16 protein-coding genes and 1 pseudogene are annotated in these 14,912 nt (G+C 46.8%); 15 read left to right on the forward strand and 2 right to left on the reverse strand.

Translation table 11 applies throughout. From position 1 onward, the window contains the following. The first annotated feature begins 38 nt into the window (after nt 1-38). The 10 genes from ACP7H9_RS11795 (at nt 39) to ACP7H9_RS11840 (ending at nt 9,171) form a co-directional block, all read left to right on the forward strand. Nucleotides 39-1,991, forward strand: a complete 1,953-nt coding sequence (locus ACP7H9_RS11795) for an ATP-dependent DNA helicase (RefSeq protein WP_114981990.1) — start codon at nt 39-41, stop codon at nt 1,989-1,991. Beyond that, a complete protein-coding gene (gene tsaB, locus ACP7H9_RS11800; RefSeq protein WP_114981989.1) occupies nt 1,969-2,652 on the forward strand; it encodes a tRNA (adenosine(37)-N6)-threonylcarbamoyltransferase complex dimerization subunit type 1 TsaB in 684 nt (227 codons plus the stop codon). The genes ACP7H9_RS11795 and tsaB overlap by 23 nt, the downstream gene beginning before the upstream one ends. A 66-nt stretch (nt 2,653-2,718) precedes the next feature. Further along, nucleotides 2,719-3,018 (forward strand): hypothetical protein, encoded by a 300-nt coding sequence (locus ACP7H9_RS11805; protein WP_114981988.1) that lies wholly within the window; start codon nt 2,719-2,721, stop codon nt 3,016-3,018. A 12-nt stretch (nt 3,019-3,030) separates the two neighbouring features. Beyond that, entirely contained in the window at nt 3,031-3,609 is a 579-nt protein-coding gene (locus tag ACP7H9_RS11810; protein ID WP_011235061.1) for a Slp family lipoprotein, read from the forward strand. An 11-nt stretch (nt 3,610-3,620) separates the two neighbouring features. Further along, nucleotides 3,621-4,490 carry an alpha/beta fold hydrolase gene (locus ACP7H9_RS11815; protein ID WP_114981987.1) on the forward strand — a complete coding sequence of 290 codons (870 nt, stop codon included), beginning with the start codon at nt 3,621-3,623 and terminating at the stop codon, nt 4,488-4,490. 88 nt (nt 4,491-4,578) lie between these two features. Continuing rightward, entirely contained in the window at nt 4,579-6,249 is a 1,671-nt protein-coding gene (gene fadD / locus ACP7H9_RS11820; RefSeq protein WP_439222810.1) for a long-chain-fatty-acid--CoA ligase FadD, read from the forward strand. Further along, nucleotides 6,246-7,418, forward strand: coding sequence for a ribonuclease D (rnd, locus tag ACP7H9_RS11825; protein WP_439222811.1), 1,173 nt, complete (start codon nt 6,246-6,248; stop codon nt 7,416-7,418). The genes fadD and rnd overlap by 4 nt, the downstream gene beginning before the upstream one ends. A gap of 20 nt (nt 7,419-7,438) precedes the next feature. Further along, a complete protein-coding gene (locus tag ACP7H9_RS11830) occupies nt 7,439-7,699 on the forward strand; it encodes a YcgL domain-containing protein (protein WP_011235057.1) in 261 nt (86 codons plus the stop codon). After that, on the forward strand, nt 7,686-8,723 hold the full coding sequence (locus ACP7H9_RS11835; RefSeq protein WP_439222812.1) for a lytic murein transglycosylase: 1,038 nt from the start codon (nt 7,686-7,688) through the stop codon (nt 8,721-8,723). Before ACP7H9_RS11830 ends, ACP7H9_RS11835 begins: the two co-directional genes overlap by 14 nt. Before the next feature lie 4 nt (nt 8,724-8,727). Then, on the forward strand, nt 8,728-9,171 hold the full coding sequence (locus tag ACP7H9_RS11840) for a YcgN family cysteine cluster protein (RefSeq protein WP_414019122.1): 444 nt from the start codon (nt 8,728-8,730) through the stop codon (nt 9,169-9,171). An 18-nt stretch (nt 9,172-9,189) separates the two neighbouring features. Here ACP7H9_RS11840 and dsbB read toward each other — a convergent pair whose 3' ends face one another. Beyond that, the gene (gene dsbB, locus ACP7H9_RS11845) at nt 9,190-9,735 is read right to left on the reverse strand and encodes a disulfide bond formation protein DsbB (protein WP_439222813.1); all 546 of its coding nucleotides are present in this window, start codon (nt 9,733-9,735) and stop codon (nt 9,190-9,192) included. Between the two features lie 143 nt (nt 9,736-9,878). Here dsbB and fadR point away from each other — a divergent pair, with 143 nt between their 5' ends. The 4 genes from fadR (at nt 9,879) to ACP7H9_RS11865 (ending at nt 13,153) form a co-directional block, all read left to right on the forward strand. Continuing rightward, a complete protein-coding gene (gene fadR / locus ACP7H9_RS11850; protein ID WP_034822978.1) occupies nt 9,879-10,589 on the forward strand; it encodes a fatty acid metabolism transcriptional regulator FadR in 711 nt (236 codons plus the stop codon). A 417-nt stretch (nt 10,590-11,006) separates the two neighbouring features. Further along, a complete protein-coding gene (locus ACP7H9_RS11855; RefSeq protein ID WP_114981979.1) occupies nt 11,007-11,495 on the forward strand; it encodes a hypothetical protein in 489 nt (162 codons plus the stop codon). Nucleotides 11,496-11,618: 123 nt separating this feature from the next. Next, complete coding sequence (locus ACP7H9_RS11860) at nt 11,619-11,948, forward strand: hypothetical protein (RefSeq protein ID WP_114981978.1); 330 nt, start codon at nt 11,619-11,621, stop codon at nt 11,946-11,948. 98 nt (nt 11,949-12,046) lie between these two features. Continuing rightward, nucleotides 12,047-13,153: a hypothetical protein gene (locus tag ACP7H9_RS11865; protein ID WP_114981977.1), complete on the forward strand. Its 1,107-nt coding sequence runs from the start codon at nt 12,047-12,049 to the stop codon at nt 13,151-13,153. A gap of 379 nt (nt 13,154-13,532) precedes the next feature. Here the strand turns inward: ACP7H9_RS11865 and ACP7H9_RS11870 are convergent. After that, nucleotides 13,533-14,050: pseudogene (locus ACP7H9_RS11870) on the reverse strand (IS110 family transposase); the annotation flags it as partial. A gap of 183 nt (nt 14,051-14,233) precedes the next feature. Here ACP7H9_RS11870 and ACP7H9_RS11875 point away from each other — a divergent pair. After that, nucleotides 14,234-14,794 carry a hypothetical protein gene (locus ACP7H9_RS11875; protein WP_110014280.1) on the forward strand — a complete coding sequence of 187 codons (561 nt, stop codon included), beginning with the start codon at nt 14,234-14,236 and terminating at the stop codon, nt 14,792-14,794. The last annotated feature ends 118 nt before the right edge of the window (nt 14,795-14,912 follow it).

Consider the following 14,912-nt stretch of genomic DNA (forward strand, 5'->3'; position numbering starts at 1 on the left):
TGTCATAATACGTGCCTATTTCTTCGGCGGTATAGGTTATGGCGACGGTTTTATCAGTATTTAAGCCAACAGGCGAGCTCGCACAAGCAATTACAAACTTCCAGCCACGAGCCGCTCAGCAGCAAATGGCAGAAGCCATAGCCGCTACCGTTAAGAAAAAAGGTGAGTTAGTGGTTGAAGCCGAGACCGGCACCGGCAAAACTTTTGCGTATTTGGCTCCTGTGCTACTGGGCAAAGGCAAAGCGATTGTTTCTACCGGCACTAAAAACCTGCAGGAACAGCTGTTCCACCGCGACTTACCCATGTTAAGAAAAGTGCTGGCGCCGGAAAAAGTTGTCGCTTTATTAAAAGGCCGTTCAAATTATTTGTGTCTGCACCGCATGGAGCAGGCAACCCAACAGGCCGGACAGTTCAGTAAAGACATTCAAAACCAGCTTATTACGGTAAAGCGCTGGGCGACATCCACACGCAGTGGTGACGTAGGCGAGATGAACGCCTTAGCAGAAGACGCCTCGGTATTACCGCAGGTAACCAGCACTCAGGACAACTGCCTGGGGCGGGACTGTCCGGTGTACGAAGACTGCCACTTAGTCAAAGCCCGCAAAGAAGCTATGGAAGCCGATATTGTGGTGGTCAACCATCATCTTTTCTTTGCCGATATGGCGCTAAAAGACACCGGTTTTGGTGAATTGATTCCCAGCGTGGATACGGTGGTCTTTGACGAAGCTCATCAAATTCCGGACATTGCCAGCCAGTACTTTGGCGAAACGGTTTCCAGTCGGCAACTGACAGAAATGTGCGAAGAACTGCAGCGCTTGTGTATGACCGAGCTGAAGGATTTGTCGCAGGCCAGCGCAATGGCACGTACGTTATTGCAAACGCTGAAAGACTGGCGCTTGTTGTTTCCGCGGGACCCTATGCGCGGCAACTGGAGAGACTGGCGCAAAAAGCCCGACGTTGCCGAGGTGGCTGAACGGGTGCAGGAGCGTTTAACCCTGCTGACCGACGTTATGAAAACCGCTATAGGCCGTAATAAAGATTTTGATAATTTACACGAACGCGCTGAACAGCACCTTTATATTTGGCGTCAACTAATGGATGTCGACCGTACCGGTTACAGTTTTTGGTTTGAAACGACGCCCCGTCACGTCAGCTTGCATCAAACGCCGCTAAGCGTTGCCAAGACTTTCGGTGGCTATATTAAGCGCAACAAAATGAGCTGGGTATTTACCTCGGCTACTTTGGCGGTTAACGGTAAGTTTGACTACTTTACCAAGCGTTTAGGCATAGATGACGCCGATACCTTGTTGCTGGAAAGCCCCTTTGACTTTGCGAAGCAGGCCAAGCTGTGTTTACCGCGTTATTTGCCCGAGGCGAACGACCCGAACCGGCATCAGATGCTGACCGAAATTGCGGAGCAGTGCGTTAAGGTGAACCGGGGCGGCACTTTTCTGCTGTTTACCAGCCACCGAATGTTGCAGCAAATGGCTGCAATATTACGCGATCGGCTGGATCGCGACATTTTGGTGCAGGGCGAGTCCGGGAAAACAGAGTTACTGGAAACCTTCACCAAAAAAGGTAATGCCGTGCTGTTGGGTACTTCTTCCTTTTGGGAAGGGGTAGATGTGCGGGGTGAAGCCTTGCGTTGCGTTATTATCGACAAACTGCCGTTTGCCTCGCCGGACGACCCTTTGCTGAATGCGCGTGTTGAAGATGCCCGCTTGCGTGGTGTCGATGCGTTCAGCACGATACAATTACCGCAGGCAATAATTGCGCTGAAACAGGGCGCAGGACGATTAATTCGCGATAAAGACGACTCCGGTGTGTTAATTGTTTGCGACAGTCGTTTAGTAACGCGCCAATACGGTAAGCAATTTTTATCCAGCTTGCCTGCTATGTCACGAACCCGGGATTTAAATGAAGCGCTGAGTTTTTTAGCGCAGGTTGCAGAGAAAGATGAAACCAATAATGACGAACTTATTAGCAGTTGATACGTCGACTGAAAATTGCTCAGTGGCTATTCGCTGGCAGGATAATTTCTTTAGCGAAGCAATAGAAAGCCCGCGGGAGCACTCGCAGCGTTTACTGCCTTTTGTTGAACAAATGCTGCAGCAGGCAGAAACCGAATTAAGTCAGCTGGACGGGCTGGTCGTTGGCGTAGGGCCCGGCAGTTTTACCGGTGTACGCATCGGGGTATCCATGGCGCAGGGTCTTGCTTTTAGTGCCGAGTTACCAGTATATCCGGTCAGTAGCCTGCATGCGTTAGCGCAGCAAGCCATTCGTAAACACAATGCAGAAGCGGTTGTGGCCTGTATTGATGCGCGCATGGGTGAAATTTATTACGCCTTGTACCGTAATAATAATGGTCTTGCCGAACAAATAACGGAGCCCGCCGTTGCTGAACCCTCTGCCAGTTTATTCGCAAAGCATAATGTCCAGGGCTTTCATACTGCGGGAACTGGCTGGGACAACTACGCCGGTACCCTGGACCCTAAGCAGGAATTAAAGCACAGCATGGATTGCCGGTTACCGCTGGCGGAAGACATGCTGACAATAGCAACTAAAGGTTGTGTTTCTGCGGTCGATGCAGAGAACTTAGAACCTTTGTATGTTCGTAATGAAGTGACCTGGAAAAAATTGCCGGGTCGATAACTTGTAGAATGGCACTGAACTCGCCATAATAAAATCAGTCTTACTAACAGATGAGTCATCGTTGACGTGCGAATTAATCCGCAAGCGGTTCAGCCGCTAAACAGCCAACAGCAAGGACCTCAAAGGTCTGCGCCGGAAGATCAGCAACGTCAGGAGCAGAACCCGGCGAAAGTTGCTGATACCCGGCAGGTAGTGCCTGATGTCCGGCAAAGTCAGCGGCGCGCAGAACGGTGGGAATCACTTAATACGTTTTACGATGAGCCACCACAACGTTCTCAAAAAGCACTTAATGCTTATCAAAACATAGCGTTAAGCGAGAAAAGAGAGCAAATTACGTCAATGTTTGGTGTTGATGTTTACGCCTGAGTGAGGTCTGTTATGAAAATGATATTTGCAGTATTAAGCGCAATGGTGCTTGCTGGTTGCACTTCGGTTCCGGATGAGCTTGCCACTGATAATGAAGAGGCTTTGGTGAGTTACAAGGTTGCCAAGCATCAGGGCGATGAAGTAGCCGGTGAACCAGCCCGTTGGGGCGGTGTCATTGCCGATGTTCGCAACGCCGAAGATCATACCGTGTTGGAAGTTGTCAGCTTCCCGCTAAAACGCTGGGGACGCCCTGAGGTTAGTGATAACAGCGACGGGCGTTTTTTAGCGGTAGTTAATGACTTTGTTGATCCCGATGTATATCAGCAAGGCCGGTCAATCAGTTTTGTTGGTACGATAGGTCAAACCCAGCAGGGCAAAATTGACGAATACGTTTATACCTACCCGGTTATTGAAGCAACGGGTTATCACTTGTGGAAGATTGAAAAACAAAACAACCAGGTAGAAATTGACTATTCGCCATTGTGGTTCCGTCATAACTTCTATTCGCCTTATTATCCTTACCGTTATCCGGTTCCGGTGCGCGTTCGCGTACAGGACAACTCGGGTACTCCGGCTAAAAACCGCAACTAATTCGTTCTTTAATGGATTATAGAGAAACAGCAGAGCAGGCTACCCCAGTCAGTTATCAGCTGGACTGGGGTTCCGTTCGGGGGTTGTGCTGGGGCGATCCTAACGACATAAGAGTTGTTGCAACTCATGGTTGGTTAGACAACAGTCACAGCTTTTTACCTATAGCCCGGTACTGGTCACCTGAAAAAGGTGGTTTTTTAGCGCTTGACTGGCCCGGTCACGGGCACAGTGATCACCGTCCGGTGGGCAACTATTATCATTTTATCGACTATGCTTATGACTTATGGCAGCTGATTCAACAGCAGGACTGGCAGAATTTAACCTTGCTCGGTCACTCTATGGGGGGCTTTGTCAGCAATGTGGTTGCAGCATTATGTCCTGAGCGTATTCAGCAACTGCTATTAGTTGAAGCCTTTGGGTTACTGGTGTCTGACGGAACGAATGCGCAGGAGCAATTGAAACAGGGCTTTTTAAGTCGCAAAAAACTACACACACCACGCTGGCGAAGCTACGCGAATTTCGACTCGGCGGTAGAGGCCAGAGCCGCTCAGGCTGACTTCTCAGCCAATTTAGTCCGGTTAATTGTTGAGCGTGGCTGCGAGCATGGTGAAGATGGCCGCTGGCACTGGCGAGCCGATGCCAGGGTAAAAACAACATCGGCCTACAGGTTACCGAGTTCGGCAGTGGATGACTTGTTTGAAAAGTTGACCATGCCAGTGACCGTTGTGCGGGGAAGCCGGGGTTATGATCAGTTAGATAGCGCATTTAAGCGATGGCAGGATAAAGTTTCTGGCTTAAGTTGCAAGACATTGGAAGGTGGACATCACGTACATATGGAACAACCTGAGAAAATAGCTGAACTGCTTAAATCGTACGTTTAGCGGCTGGTAACGACTAGGATTAACTGGTCGGATATGCGATGATTGCGCCACTGAAAATAACTATAAATAGTGAGAGGCGGAGCCTTTTATGGATAAAATTTGGTTGGAAAACTACCCAGCGGGAGTACCGGAAACAATTGACCCGGATCACTTTGCGTCGTTGGTTGATATACTTGAACAGTCCATTGAAAAGTACGGCGAGAAAACGGCTTTCGTAAACATGGACTCAGAAATGAGTTTCAAAGAACTGGGTCTGAAAACTCGCGACTTTGCCGCTTACTTGCACAGTACCGGCCTTAAAAAAGGCGACGCTGTTGCGGTTATGATGCCAAATTTGCTGCAATACCCTGTGGCGTTATTCGGTATTTTACGAGCCGGTATGACTGTAGTGAACGTCAACCCACTTTATACTCCGCGCGAGTTAAAGCATCAGCTGGTAGATTCTCAGGCAAAAGCTCTGGTTATTTTAGAAAACTTTGCTCAAACCTATGAAAAAATAAAAGAAGAAGCTCCGCTCGATTTAGTTATTACCACACAAATTGGCGATCAGTTACCTTTGCTTAAACGCTATCTGGTTAACTTTGTGGTTAAGTATATAAAACGTATGGTGCCTTCTCATAAGCTAAAAGGTACTGTTAGTTTTAACCAGGCGCTGGCCAAAGGAACTATGGTTGACTATAAACGCCCTGAAGTGACCGGCGATGATATTGCCTTTTTACAGTACACCGGTGGAACAACGGGTGTGGCCAAAGGCGCTATGCTGTCGCACCGCAATATGGTTGCTAACCTCGAGCAAGTTTCCTCGGTTATTACTCCTATAATGAATGACGGCGAAGAGACCATTATTACTGCGTTGCCGCTTTATCATATCTTTGCGTTAACCGCGAACTGCCTTACCTTTATTAAGCACGGCGGCAAGAACGTCTTAATTACCAACCCGCGCGATATGCCTAACTTTGTGAAAGAGCTGAATAAGTATCCTTTCTCAATGATTTCAGGGGTTAACACGCTGTTTAATGGTCTGTTGAACACTAAAGGCTTTAAAGACGTTAACTTCTCTAATTTAAAAATTGCCCTGGGCGGCGGTATGGCGGTTCAGCGTGCAGTGGCCGAAGAGTGGGAGCGGGTAACCAAGTCTCGTTTGCTGGAAGGTTATGGTTTAACCGAGTGTTCTCCGGTGGTTACCGTTAACCCTTACGATATTGAACATTACACGGGCAGTATTGGTTTGCCGGTACCAAGTACCGACATGCGTATTGTTGACCCTGAAACGCGCGAAGAAGTGGCTTTAGGTGAACCGGGCGAGCTGGAAGTGAAAGGCCCGCAAGTTATGGTGGGTTACCTGAACCGTCCTGATGCGACAGCCGAATCAATTAAAGACGGTTGGTTTGCAACGGGGGACATGGCCACTGTTGATGAGCGTGGTTACTTCAAAATTGTGGATCGTAAAAAGGACATGATTTTGGTGTCGGGTTTTAATGTTTATCCGAACGAAATTGAAGACGTACTAGCTGACCATCCTAAAATTCTTGAGTCGGCAGCCATAGGCGTGCCGCACGAATCGTCTGGTGAAGCGGTAAAAGTCTTCATTGTGGCAAAAGATAAATCACTGACCGAACGTGAAGTTATCGACTTTTCGCGCGAAAACCTGACCGGTTACAAAGTACCTAAACTGGTTGAGTTCCGTGATGAATTGCCTAAATCCAACGTCGGCAAAATAATTCGCCGTGAATTACGCGATGAAGAGGACGACGCTTGACTCTGCCGTTAGAATTACCCGAGTCGGTACAACAATACCGGCTCGTTACCACCACTGATGATTTACAAGATCTCTGCCAGCAGGCCGTAAAATGCGGTTGGTTCGCTATTGACTCTGAGTTTGTGCGTGAACGCACTTACTACGCTCAGCTAGGCTTATTACAAATTCACGCTAACGGTACAACGGCTGTTATTGACCCGTTGGCGGATATTGATCTAGAGCCTTTATGGCAATTGATTTCCTGTGATGAAGTCGAAACCGTATTGCATGCCGGTGGCGAAGATATTGAACTGTTTTTTCAGCAAAGCAATGGCCGCCAACCCAAACAAATTTTTGATAGCCAGATAGCCGCCGGTTTTTGTGGCCTGGGTGACTCAATGGGCTACGCACGTTTAGTCGATGCCTTATTTGACGGCGTTGAGCTGGACAAAAGCTTGTCACGTACCAACTGGCTTAAGCGTCCGTTAAGCGATGAACAGTTAGACTATGCTGCCGCCGATGCCAGTTATCTGGCGATAATGTACCCGTATCTTAAAGCTTTGTGTGAAGAAAAAGGTGTGCTGGATATTGTGTACGAAGAGTCGCAAATTCAGGTGCGTAAACGCACACAAAGCTGGCCGGATGATCTGCTCTATTTGGGCGTAGGCAATGCCTGGCAGCTGAACCCGCGGCAATTGGCTGCGCTGAAAATTCTGACGCCCTGGCGTTTACACAAAGCGCGTGAGCGCGACATTCCGCTGGGCTTTATTGCCAAAGACGGTGTCTTGCTCGAGTTAGCCCGAAGAATGCCAAAAAATGACGACGAGCTAAGCCGCATTCCCGATTTAGCCCCCATGTCACGCAAGTATTCGGGGCGCGATATTATTCGCTGTATTCAGCAAGCCGAACAAGTGCCTGAGTCTGAATTTCCGCAAACGCTGGAACGTCTGGACGATATGGAAGGCTACAAGCCAACTTTTAAGGCCATTAAAAAGGCCGTTACGGAACTGGCTGAATCTTTACACATACCTGCGTCACTGGTGGCGTCACGCAAGCAAATTAATGATTTTATTAACTTTCATTGGCAATACTCAACGCAACAGCAGCAGCGTTTGCCGCAACCAGACTTAATGGTGGGTTGGCGTCAGCACGCAATTGGGGCAGAATTACAGGCTATAATTAGTAAGTAGCCCCATTCAGGAGAACTGCCATGCTGTGTGATGTTTATCGCAGCTCGAAAAAAGCCGATACCTATCTTTACCTGCCTCATGGTAACGAATTTACCGACGTGCCCGATGTGTTGTTGGGCCAGTTTGGTCGCGCCGAAAAAGTGCTGACAATTAACCTGGCCAACCGTGAACAGTTGGCGCGTTTAACGGTCGAAAAGTTACAACAGCATTTGCATAACGATGGTTTCTATTTGCAGTTACCACCGAAACGAGAGGAACTTCAAGTCAATGTTAACAAATAAAATAAAAGTGGCAGGGCTGGCTCTTTGTCTGGCTTCTTCATTTGCGCTTAGCGCACCGGCTTCTGCGTTTCAGGAAGCTGAGGATAAAGCGAAGAAAGAGTCCAGCGAAGAGGTTAATCAACAGTTTGCCACCTACGTTGAAGCTCTGAAAGCCGAAGCTATTGAAAGTGGCTATAAGCAGGACACACTGGATAAAGCTTTTGCCAAAGTTAAGTATTACGAGCGGGCAGTCGAGCTGGATAAAAACCAGCCGGAATTTAAGCTAACTCTGGATACTTACCTGCCACGTGCAGTACCGGACTGGAAAGCCGAAAAGGCACTGGAAAAGTACAACGAACACAAAGAGCTGCTGGAAAAAGTGGGCAAAGAGTACGGCGTACAGCCGCGCTTTATTGTGGCGCTTTGGGGCATAGAAACCAACTTTGGTTCGTTCACTGGTGGATTTGACGTGGTATCGGCACTAACTACGCTGGCTTTTGACGGACGTCGCGAAGAGTTTTTCAAAAAGCAATTGTGGGAAGCCTTAACCATTATCGAAGACGGCCACATTGAACCGGAGCAAATGAAAGGATCATGGGCTGGCGCTATGGGTCAGACTCAGTTTATGCCAAGCTCCTTTATGAGTTACGCCGTAGACTATGACGGCGACGGTAAAAAAGACATTTGGGGTAGCTACCCGGACGTATTTGCGTCAGCCGCTAACTACCTCAGCTCTGTTGGCTGGAAAGACGATGTAACCTGGGGACGTCAGGTACAATTACCTGAAGGTTTTGATGAGTCATTAGCCGGGCTGGACACCAAGAAAAAGTTGGGCGAGTGGGCTGACTTAGGCGTTACGCGTTTTGACGGCTCTGCGCTGCCATCGCGTGCCGATATCGACGCATCAATAGTGATTCCTGACGACAAAGAAGGCCGCGTTTATCTGGCTTATGCCAACTACGACGCTTTAATGCGCTGGAATCGTTCACATTACTTTGTGGCCGCCGTGGGCTATTTGTCCGACCGCATTCGTTTTCCAAGGTAATGCCTTGTCGGTATTAATGAAATGGTATGAACAACCACTGCACACACTGAGTCACGCACAATGGGAAGCCTTGTGCGATGGTTGTGGGCAGTGCTGTTTAAATCAGCTACTGGACGAAGAAGATAACCTGTACTCCACCGACGTTGCCTGTCGGTTATTAGACACCGATACCGCGTGTTGCAGCGACTACGCTCACCGTAGTGAACGGGTACCAGCCTGCGTAACCTTAACTCCTGACAACCTCGACGAGGTTTACTTTATGCCAGCCAGCTGCGCGTATCGGCTGCGGGCAGAGGGGCAACCTTTGCCGCAATGGCATCCGTTAAGGCACGAGGGGGGTAAAGAGCCCATGAAAAAAGCCGGCTATCATGTAGCCGGCCATTGCGTTAGCGAGGCGAAGTTTAAGGGCGACCTGGAAGACCGAATAGTAACCTGGCCCTTGTCTTAGCCCTGGCATTAAAACGTATTATTTGTGGTAAAGCACCAGCCCGTCTTTTTTCGTGAACGACGAAATAATGTGGCAGATAGTCACAATAATACCGATGAGCAACAAGCCCGCAAAAATCACCGTCATCCAACCGGGCATACCTAACCCCAGCCATTGCCAGTCAATGTCACCGCATAACCCCGGCGCGGCAAATAACCCCGGCATCCATTCGTGCAGTGGAGCCCAGTCAGGAAAACTAGGCGCGCTTTCACACACGGCAAAGAACGCGTTTTTCGAGGTTTGGAGATCCCAGTGATCGTAGGCAATTAATAAGCCCTGATAACTGCTGTACAGCCAGCCAATTAAAGCCGCCCAGCGCGTTAACCAAAGGCCGGAACCAAACAGGCCGACAATAGCAGACAAGCCAATACCGACAACCGCCATACGTTGATAAACACACTTTACGCAGGGCTCTAAGTTAAGAACCATCTGGAAGTAAAGCGCGGCACCCAACAGGCCTGAACATCCTAAAAATAACAGTAACCAGGCAAAAGGTTTGTTAGGCCACTGACCCACAGACAGCATGATGATTTTCCTTAAGAAACTGTAAAAACGTAGAAACCATACCCAAATAGCGTGGTGTTGTCGATATAAAGGCAGAAGTTATCTTGTCCGACCTCACACAAGGCTGCTAGAATCCTTTTATTAGTTAGTTCACAGGCGGGAATATGATAATAAAAGCTAAAAGTCCGGCGGGTTTTGCCGAGGAGTACATCGTAAAATCTATCTGGAACGGGCATTTTGCACCGGGCACTATTCTACCCGCTGAACGAGAACTGTCTGAACTCATTGGCGTAACGCGAACCACCCTGCGCGAAGTGCTGCAACGTCTGGCGCGCGACGGCTGGCTGACCATTCAGCACGGCAAGCCCACCAAAGTGAACAACTTCTGGGAAACCTCCGGCCTGAATATTCTGGAAACCCTCGCGCGCCTAGACGAAGACGGCATGCCTGAGCTAGTCGACCAGTTGTTGTCTGCCCGTACCAATATTAGCGCCATTTATATTCGCGCTGCCATTCGCCATAACCCCAAGCGAGTTCTGGAGCTGCTGGAACCCACCAGCGAGCTGGAAGACAACAAAAAAACCTTCGCCGAGTTCGACTACCAGTTAAACCACGACTTAGCTATGGCCTCCGGTAACCCCATTTATGTGTTGGTACTCAACGGCTTTAAAGGCTTGTACGCACGCATTGGCCAGTATTACTTTTCATCGACAGAAGCTCGCCAGCTGGCCCGCGACTACTATGAAAACCTAATAGCCGTAACCCGCGAAGGCGACTACAACGAGTCCGTGAACCTGGTTCGCCGCTACGGTTACGAGTCCGCCGAAATTTGGCATAGCCTGCGTGGCGATATGCCGGATGATTTGGTGGGTTGATTAAGCTGGTTTCCCTGCTTTCCCGATAGAATTAAATTTAGTTTGTTAATTAAAGCCTGATAACTCTTTTTGAGTTGTCAGGCTTTTTTGTTGTGCGCTTTGTTTCTAATGGGCCACAAGGAGCTCCCTTGTTTTCATCGATAGATATGGCTCGCTTTTGCCTGCTAAATTGCATGTTTTATTGTTGCTTTTAGTTTTTAACCCGTTTAGTGTCAATTACATACGTAAATTGTAAAGACTGATATTGTGCACTTTAAAATAGTTAAATGAGCACGCTTACTTTGTTTTTGCCTTTTACTGCTATTTTTTAGTGAAAATATTTTATTTATTAAATGATTGCGAAAGAAAATGCTGCCATTTAATGAATGACAAATTGCGCATGCACAATATATAAATGTTATATGCCAAGGGGGAATCATGCTTTTTAAGAAAAAGTTAGTTGCATCCGCACTAGATGATGCCGACTTTAAGTCATTTTCAAAGAAGTACGGTAGATCGCTTTGCAAGGATCTTGCGGAGTGGGTGAGACTGATAGTGGAAGAGGGAGTGTCTGAAGCGGGTTTCAAGCGGCTACACAATTTGGCATGGTATATATTTGTTGAACGTCAGGGGGCTCATTTTGGAGAGAAGAAACGATTTACCGTTGACGATAAGATGGTGGCATACCAAGAACTAATATATTCGTTAAATGTTTTTGAAACTATCGGCGTTCCGTATAAAGAATGGCACCCAGTCGTAGAAGCACTTTTTGATGCTTTGCGGGTGTCAATAACGAAGGGTGATCTCGATTTACAGAAAGAACATTTCAAGGCTGTGCAATTAATGTCACAGGATTTTCTGGGGCGCATTTCCAACGATCCAGTTTATCAACATCAATACACCGACTATTTAAATGGCGCTCTTTAAAATTGCATATAACAAGTTGCTCAACCACCGCTCCGGCCAAAAAGCGGCCTCCACTGGACAGCCAAACCTGCGGTTCGTCTGCCGGTTAGCAAGGCGTTATGCACTTAGAAAAGTGAGAAGAAAATGGAAATAGAATCAATAGGTGCAATTCAAGATTGCATGGAAGATCTTGGCTTTCATCCGAGCGAGGCTCGAATGTTTGATGCGCAAGCAAAAATTGTGAACCTCCTCAACGAAAGAAAGAGAGGGCGCATAAAGGTCACCTTCCAAAGCAACTGGCATTCAGGGGATGGACCCTATATAGAAATGGACGAGGCGATCAAAGGGTTTGGCATTCAATATTCATGCTTTAAGCCTAAGTGGCAGAGGTTTAAGTATGAACCTTCTTGCCGTACTCTAAAAGTGGAAGGTGATGGATATAGCTTCACTTTAGAGTTTAATAGTGGCGCATAACAAGGCCATCAAAAATCGCCCACAAAAAACTGTGGGCTGGACGCTCGCAAGCTCGCGCCTCTTATGGCGACGTTATATCAAATATCGAGTAAGGGTTAATGAATAAAGACCAGATCGAGTTTAATAAAACTCTGGCTAAGAATAGGAAAGAATCTGCAGTAAAGTTGTGCCTATGGGGAGATGATGGGAATAGCGAATGTTCTAATAAAATTATCGCTGCACATTCTATCCAGCGTGGAAAAATTTTATCTTCCATTGCTGAGTCAGGACGTGTCTATTATCTGGGGCTAGAACCAAGTGATGATATGACAGGATTAGAGCCGATTTTCAAAAAAGAGGGCATTAAGAAGTTTAGTACATTTAGCGGGTTCTGTGGTGAACATGACAAGAAAATATTTCTGCCTATTGAGGATAAACCTTTTGATGGTACAAATGAGCAGATGAATATTTATGCCTATCGTGCCACTACAAAAGAACTTCATGCCAATCTTGAATCTTGTCAGCTAATAAAAAACTTGCTGGGTGATAAATTGGAAGAAAATGATTTCCCCCCACATTTTGAGGCAACGCTCCCGGATATCATTGAGGGAGAAATAGTTGTGCCTGACTTCATTAAAGAGAGAATGATTGAAGGCTATAAGAATGAACAATTGAGAATCAGGCTAAAAAGCGTAGATCTGAGTATTTCAGAGCTTCGTCTTCTATCCAATCATTTAAAAAGCGTAATAAAAAAAGAATGTGATTCCGAGATTGAACACAAATATTATCAATTTAGTTCAGAATATCCTATAGCTTGTTGCTCTAACTTTATCCCGTATTTCGATCATGATGGCAATCAAATCCTAGATCAGAAAGTAATAGTCAGGCTAGCTCATAGCGAAACTCAAGCTATTGCTGATTCAAAAAGCGTTTCGCTAAATATTTTCCCTGAGAATGAATGTACTCATGTAGTATTTTCTTTTTCAGAGAACAATGCCGAATTCAAGAGTGCAATTGTGAAGCTATTCGACAGCGATATAGATTCTATAAAAGTTGGGCTATCAAACATGATTTTCAATCATGTAGAGAACATTGCGTTAAATCCTACCTATGTTGAAGATAGATTTGATATTCATGAACATGATTCCATAAAACAAGCTTTTGCGAACAATATTGTCGAAACCGACTTGTATACAAAGGTTGGGATTAATCTATTTAGGCAATGATATAACAAGCGCATGTTGTCGGACTGGTTTTCCGCTGCGCTCCAAACCAGCCGCAAATGCAGGCGTTGGTATGACTCCCTTTGTCAACTCTGAACGCGTGCAGCCCTGGCTCTTTTCAACCATAATCAGTTCTTTCTATTCTCAAATAAATTGAGCTAACGCACCAGATGAGGCAGTAATGTCGTCGGTTGCTATGCTGGTATCCGTGGATTATTTATCTTGTGATAAACAGCGCCTACCTTACTCACTCCGCCGTAGCTCCTTCTCATCAGTCTATGCTCGTGGGTCAATAACGAATTAGGTTATTGCCATCATAACGCCGTCGTAGGTTGTGCCACGTCCGCGGCCTGATCCGAATGCGTTAGCTCAAACTCGTTTATCATGCGGGTACCCGACTTAATCGAAGCTTTGGATTAACTGGCGTGAGTACCACTTCTCTGGCAATGGCCCAGAGATAAGCTGCCATCTCCCTTGCTATGGCGGTGATGATAAGATTGTAATGTTTGCCTTTTTTATTCATACGTTGATAGCGCTTGCACAGCCTGAGCTGAGTTTTCCAGGCGATATCTACAATATCTTTGGGTAACCCTTCCTGGCTAAGTTGTAAGTCCTTCGACACGTTGGCGGGGTAGCGATAACTGTGCGCTCCTTCAACCAGTTCGCCGTGCCCTCATAATTAATATTTTTTCTGAGCAGCAGAGCTTTCAGTTGGTATTTCGCGTTCTTTAAGTCTTTCATCGCCGTTTCGCGAACCCGGGATAAATCACGGACGGCTTCGTCTTCAGGCACAGGCACACAAATCGGGGTGAGATCCTCTGAATTTAAAAGCTTCACCAACTTCAGCGCATCACGGCGGTCGGTTTTAAATCGCTCCCCGTTGCTCTTCACAATAGGCGACTTCGTGAAACTCTTTATGAGTATCCAACCCTAGAAAAATCATGCTATGTTTGTTCATGCTAGCCTCCAAATGATTTAGTCTTGAACAAACTAATTATGGCACTGGCTTTTAGCTAACCTAGGAAAATGCGGAGGCTAGCATTTGGCAGGGAGTCATTGTGTCTATACACAAAAGGAGATTCAGTGCATTTTCCACACTGGCAGCATTTTTTATCGTTAGAAAGAGATTTCATCGAAACGATTGAGTTTGTTGAGCTTAACCAATCAAATGATGGCGCTTTCTCGGTAGCATATACAAAGCTATTCCTAGCCATATGCTCGGAGATCGACGTTGTTGCCAAGCTGGTTTGCAAGAAAATAAATGCTTCATCGTCAGCAAGAAATATTGGTGATTATTGCTCGGAAATTATTGGAAAGTATCCATCATTTCATACAGTGGAGTGCATGATTCCTCGCTACGGCATCAATATTCAGCCTTGGGCAAGTTGGTCAGGCTCTAGCAACCCTTCTTGGTGGCAAGATCACAACAAGGTTAAGCATCAGCGCGATACTCATTCGACATTAGCAAATCAAAAAAACGTTAAAGAGTCGCTGTGCGGATTATTTTGTTTGCTCTTGTACTTGTATCAGCCGGAGCTGTACTCGGCAACATTAAATCCGCTTCCTGTACTTTTGGATTATGAGCGCATGCCGGGGCATTTATCGGTAAACCCGGGGGCGGTTCTCCCCGATATACCAAGGTAAATGCGTATATAACAAAGTTATCAACCCGACCTCCACTGCGTTGCTTCGTTTGCGCTTAAACGCTACGCTAGCGCAAACAAACCAACTCCGTTTAGGCGGGTTATAACGGCGCTAGCAG

Origin of the sequence: Idiomarina sp. ST20R2A10, assembly GCF_051842345.1 — a bacterium.
Classification (GTDB): domain Bacteria; phylum Pseudomonadota; class Gammaproteobacteria; order Enterobacterales; family Alteromonadaceae; genus Idiomarina; species Idiomarina loihiensis.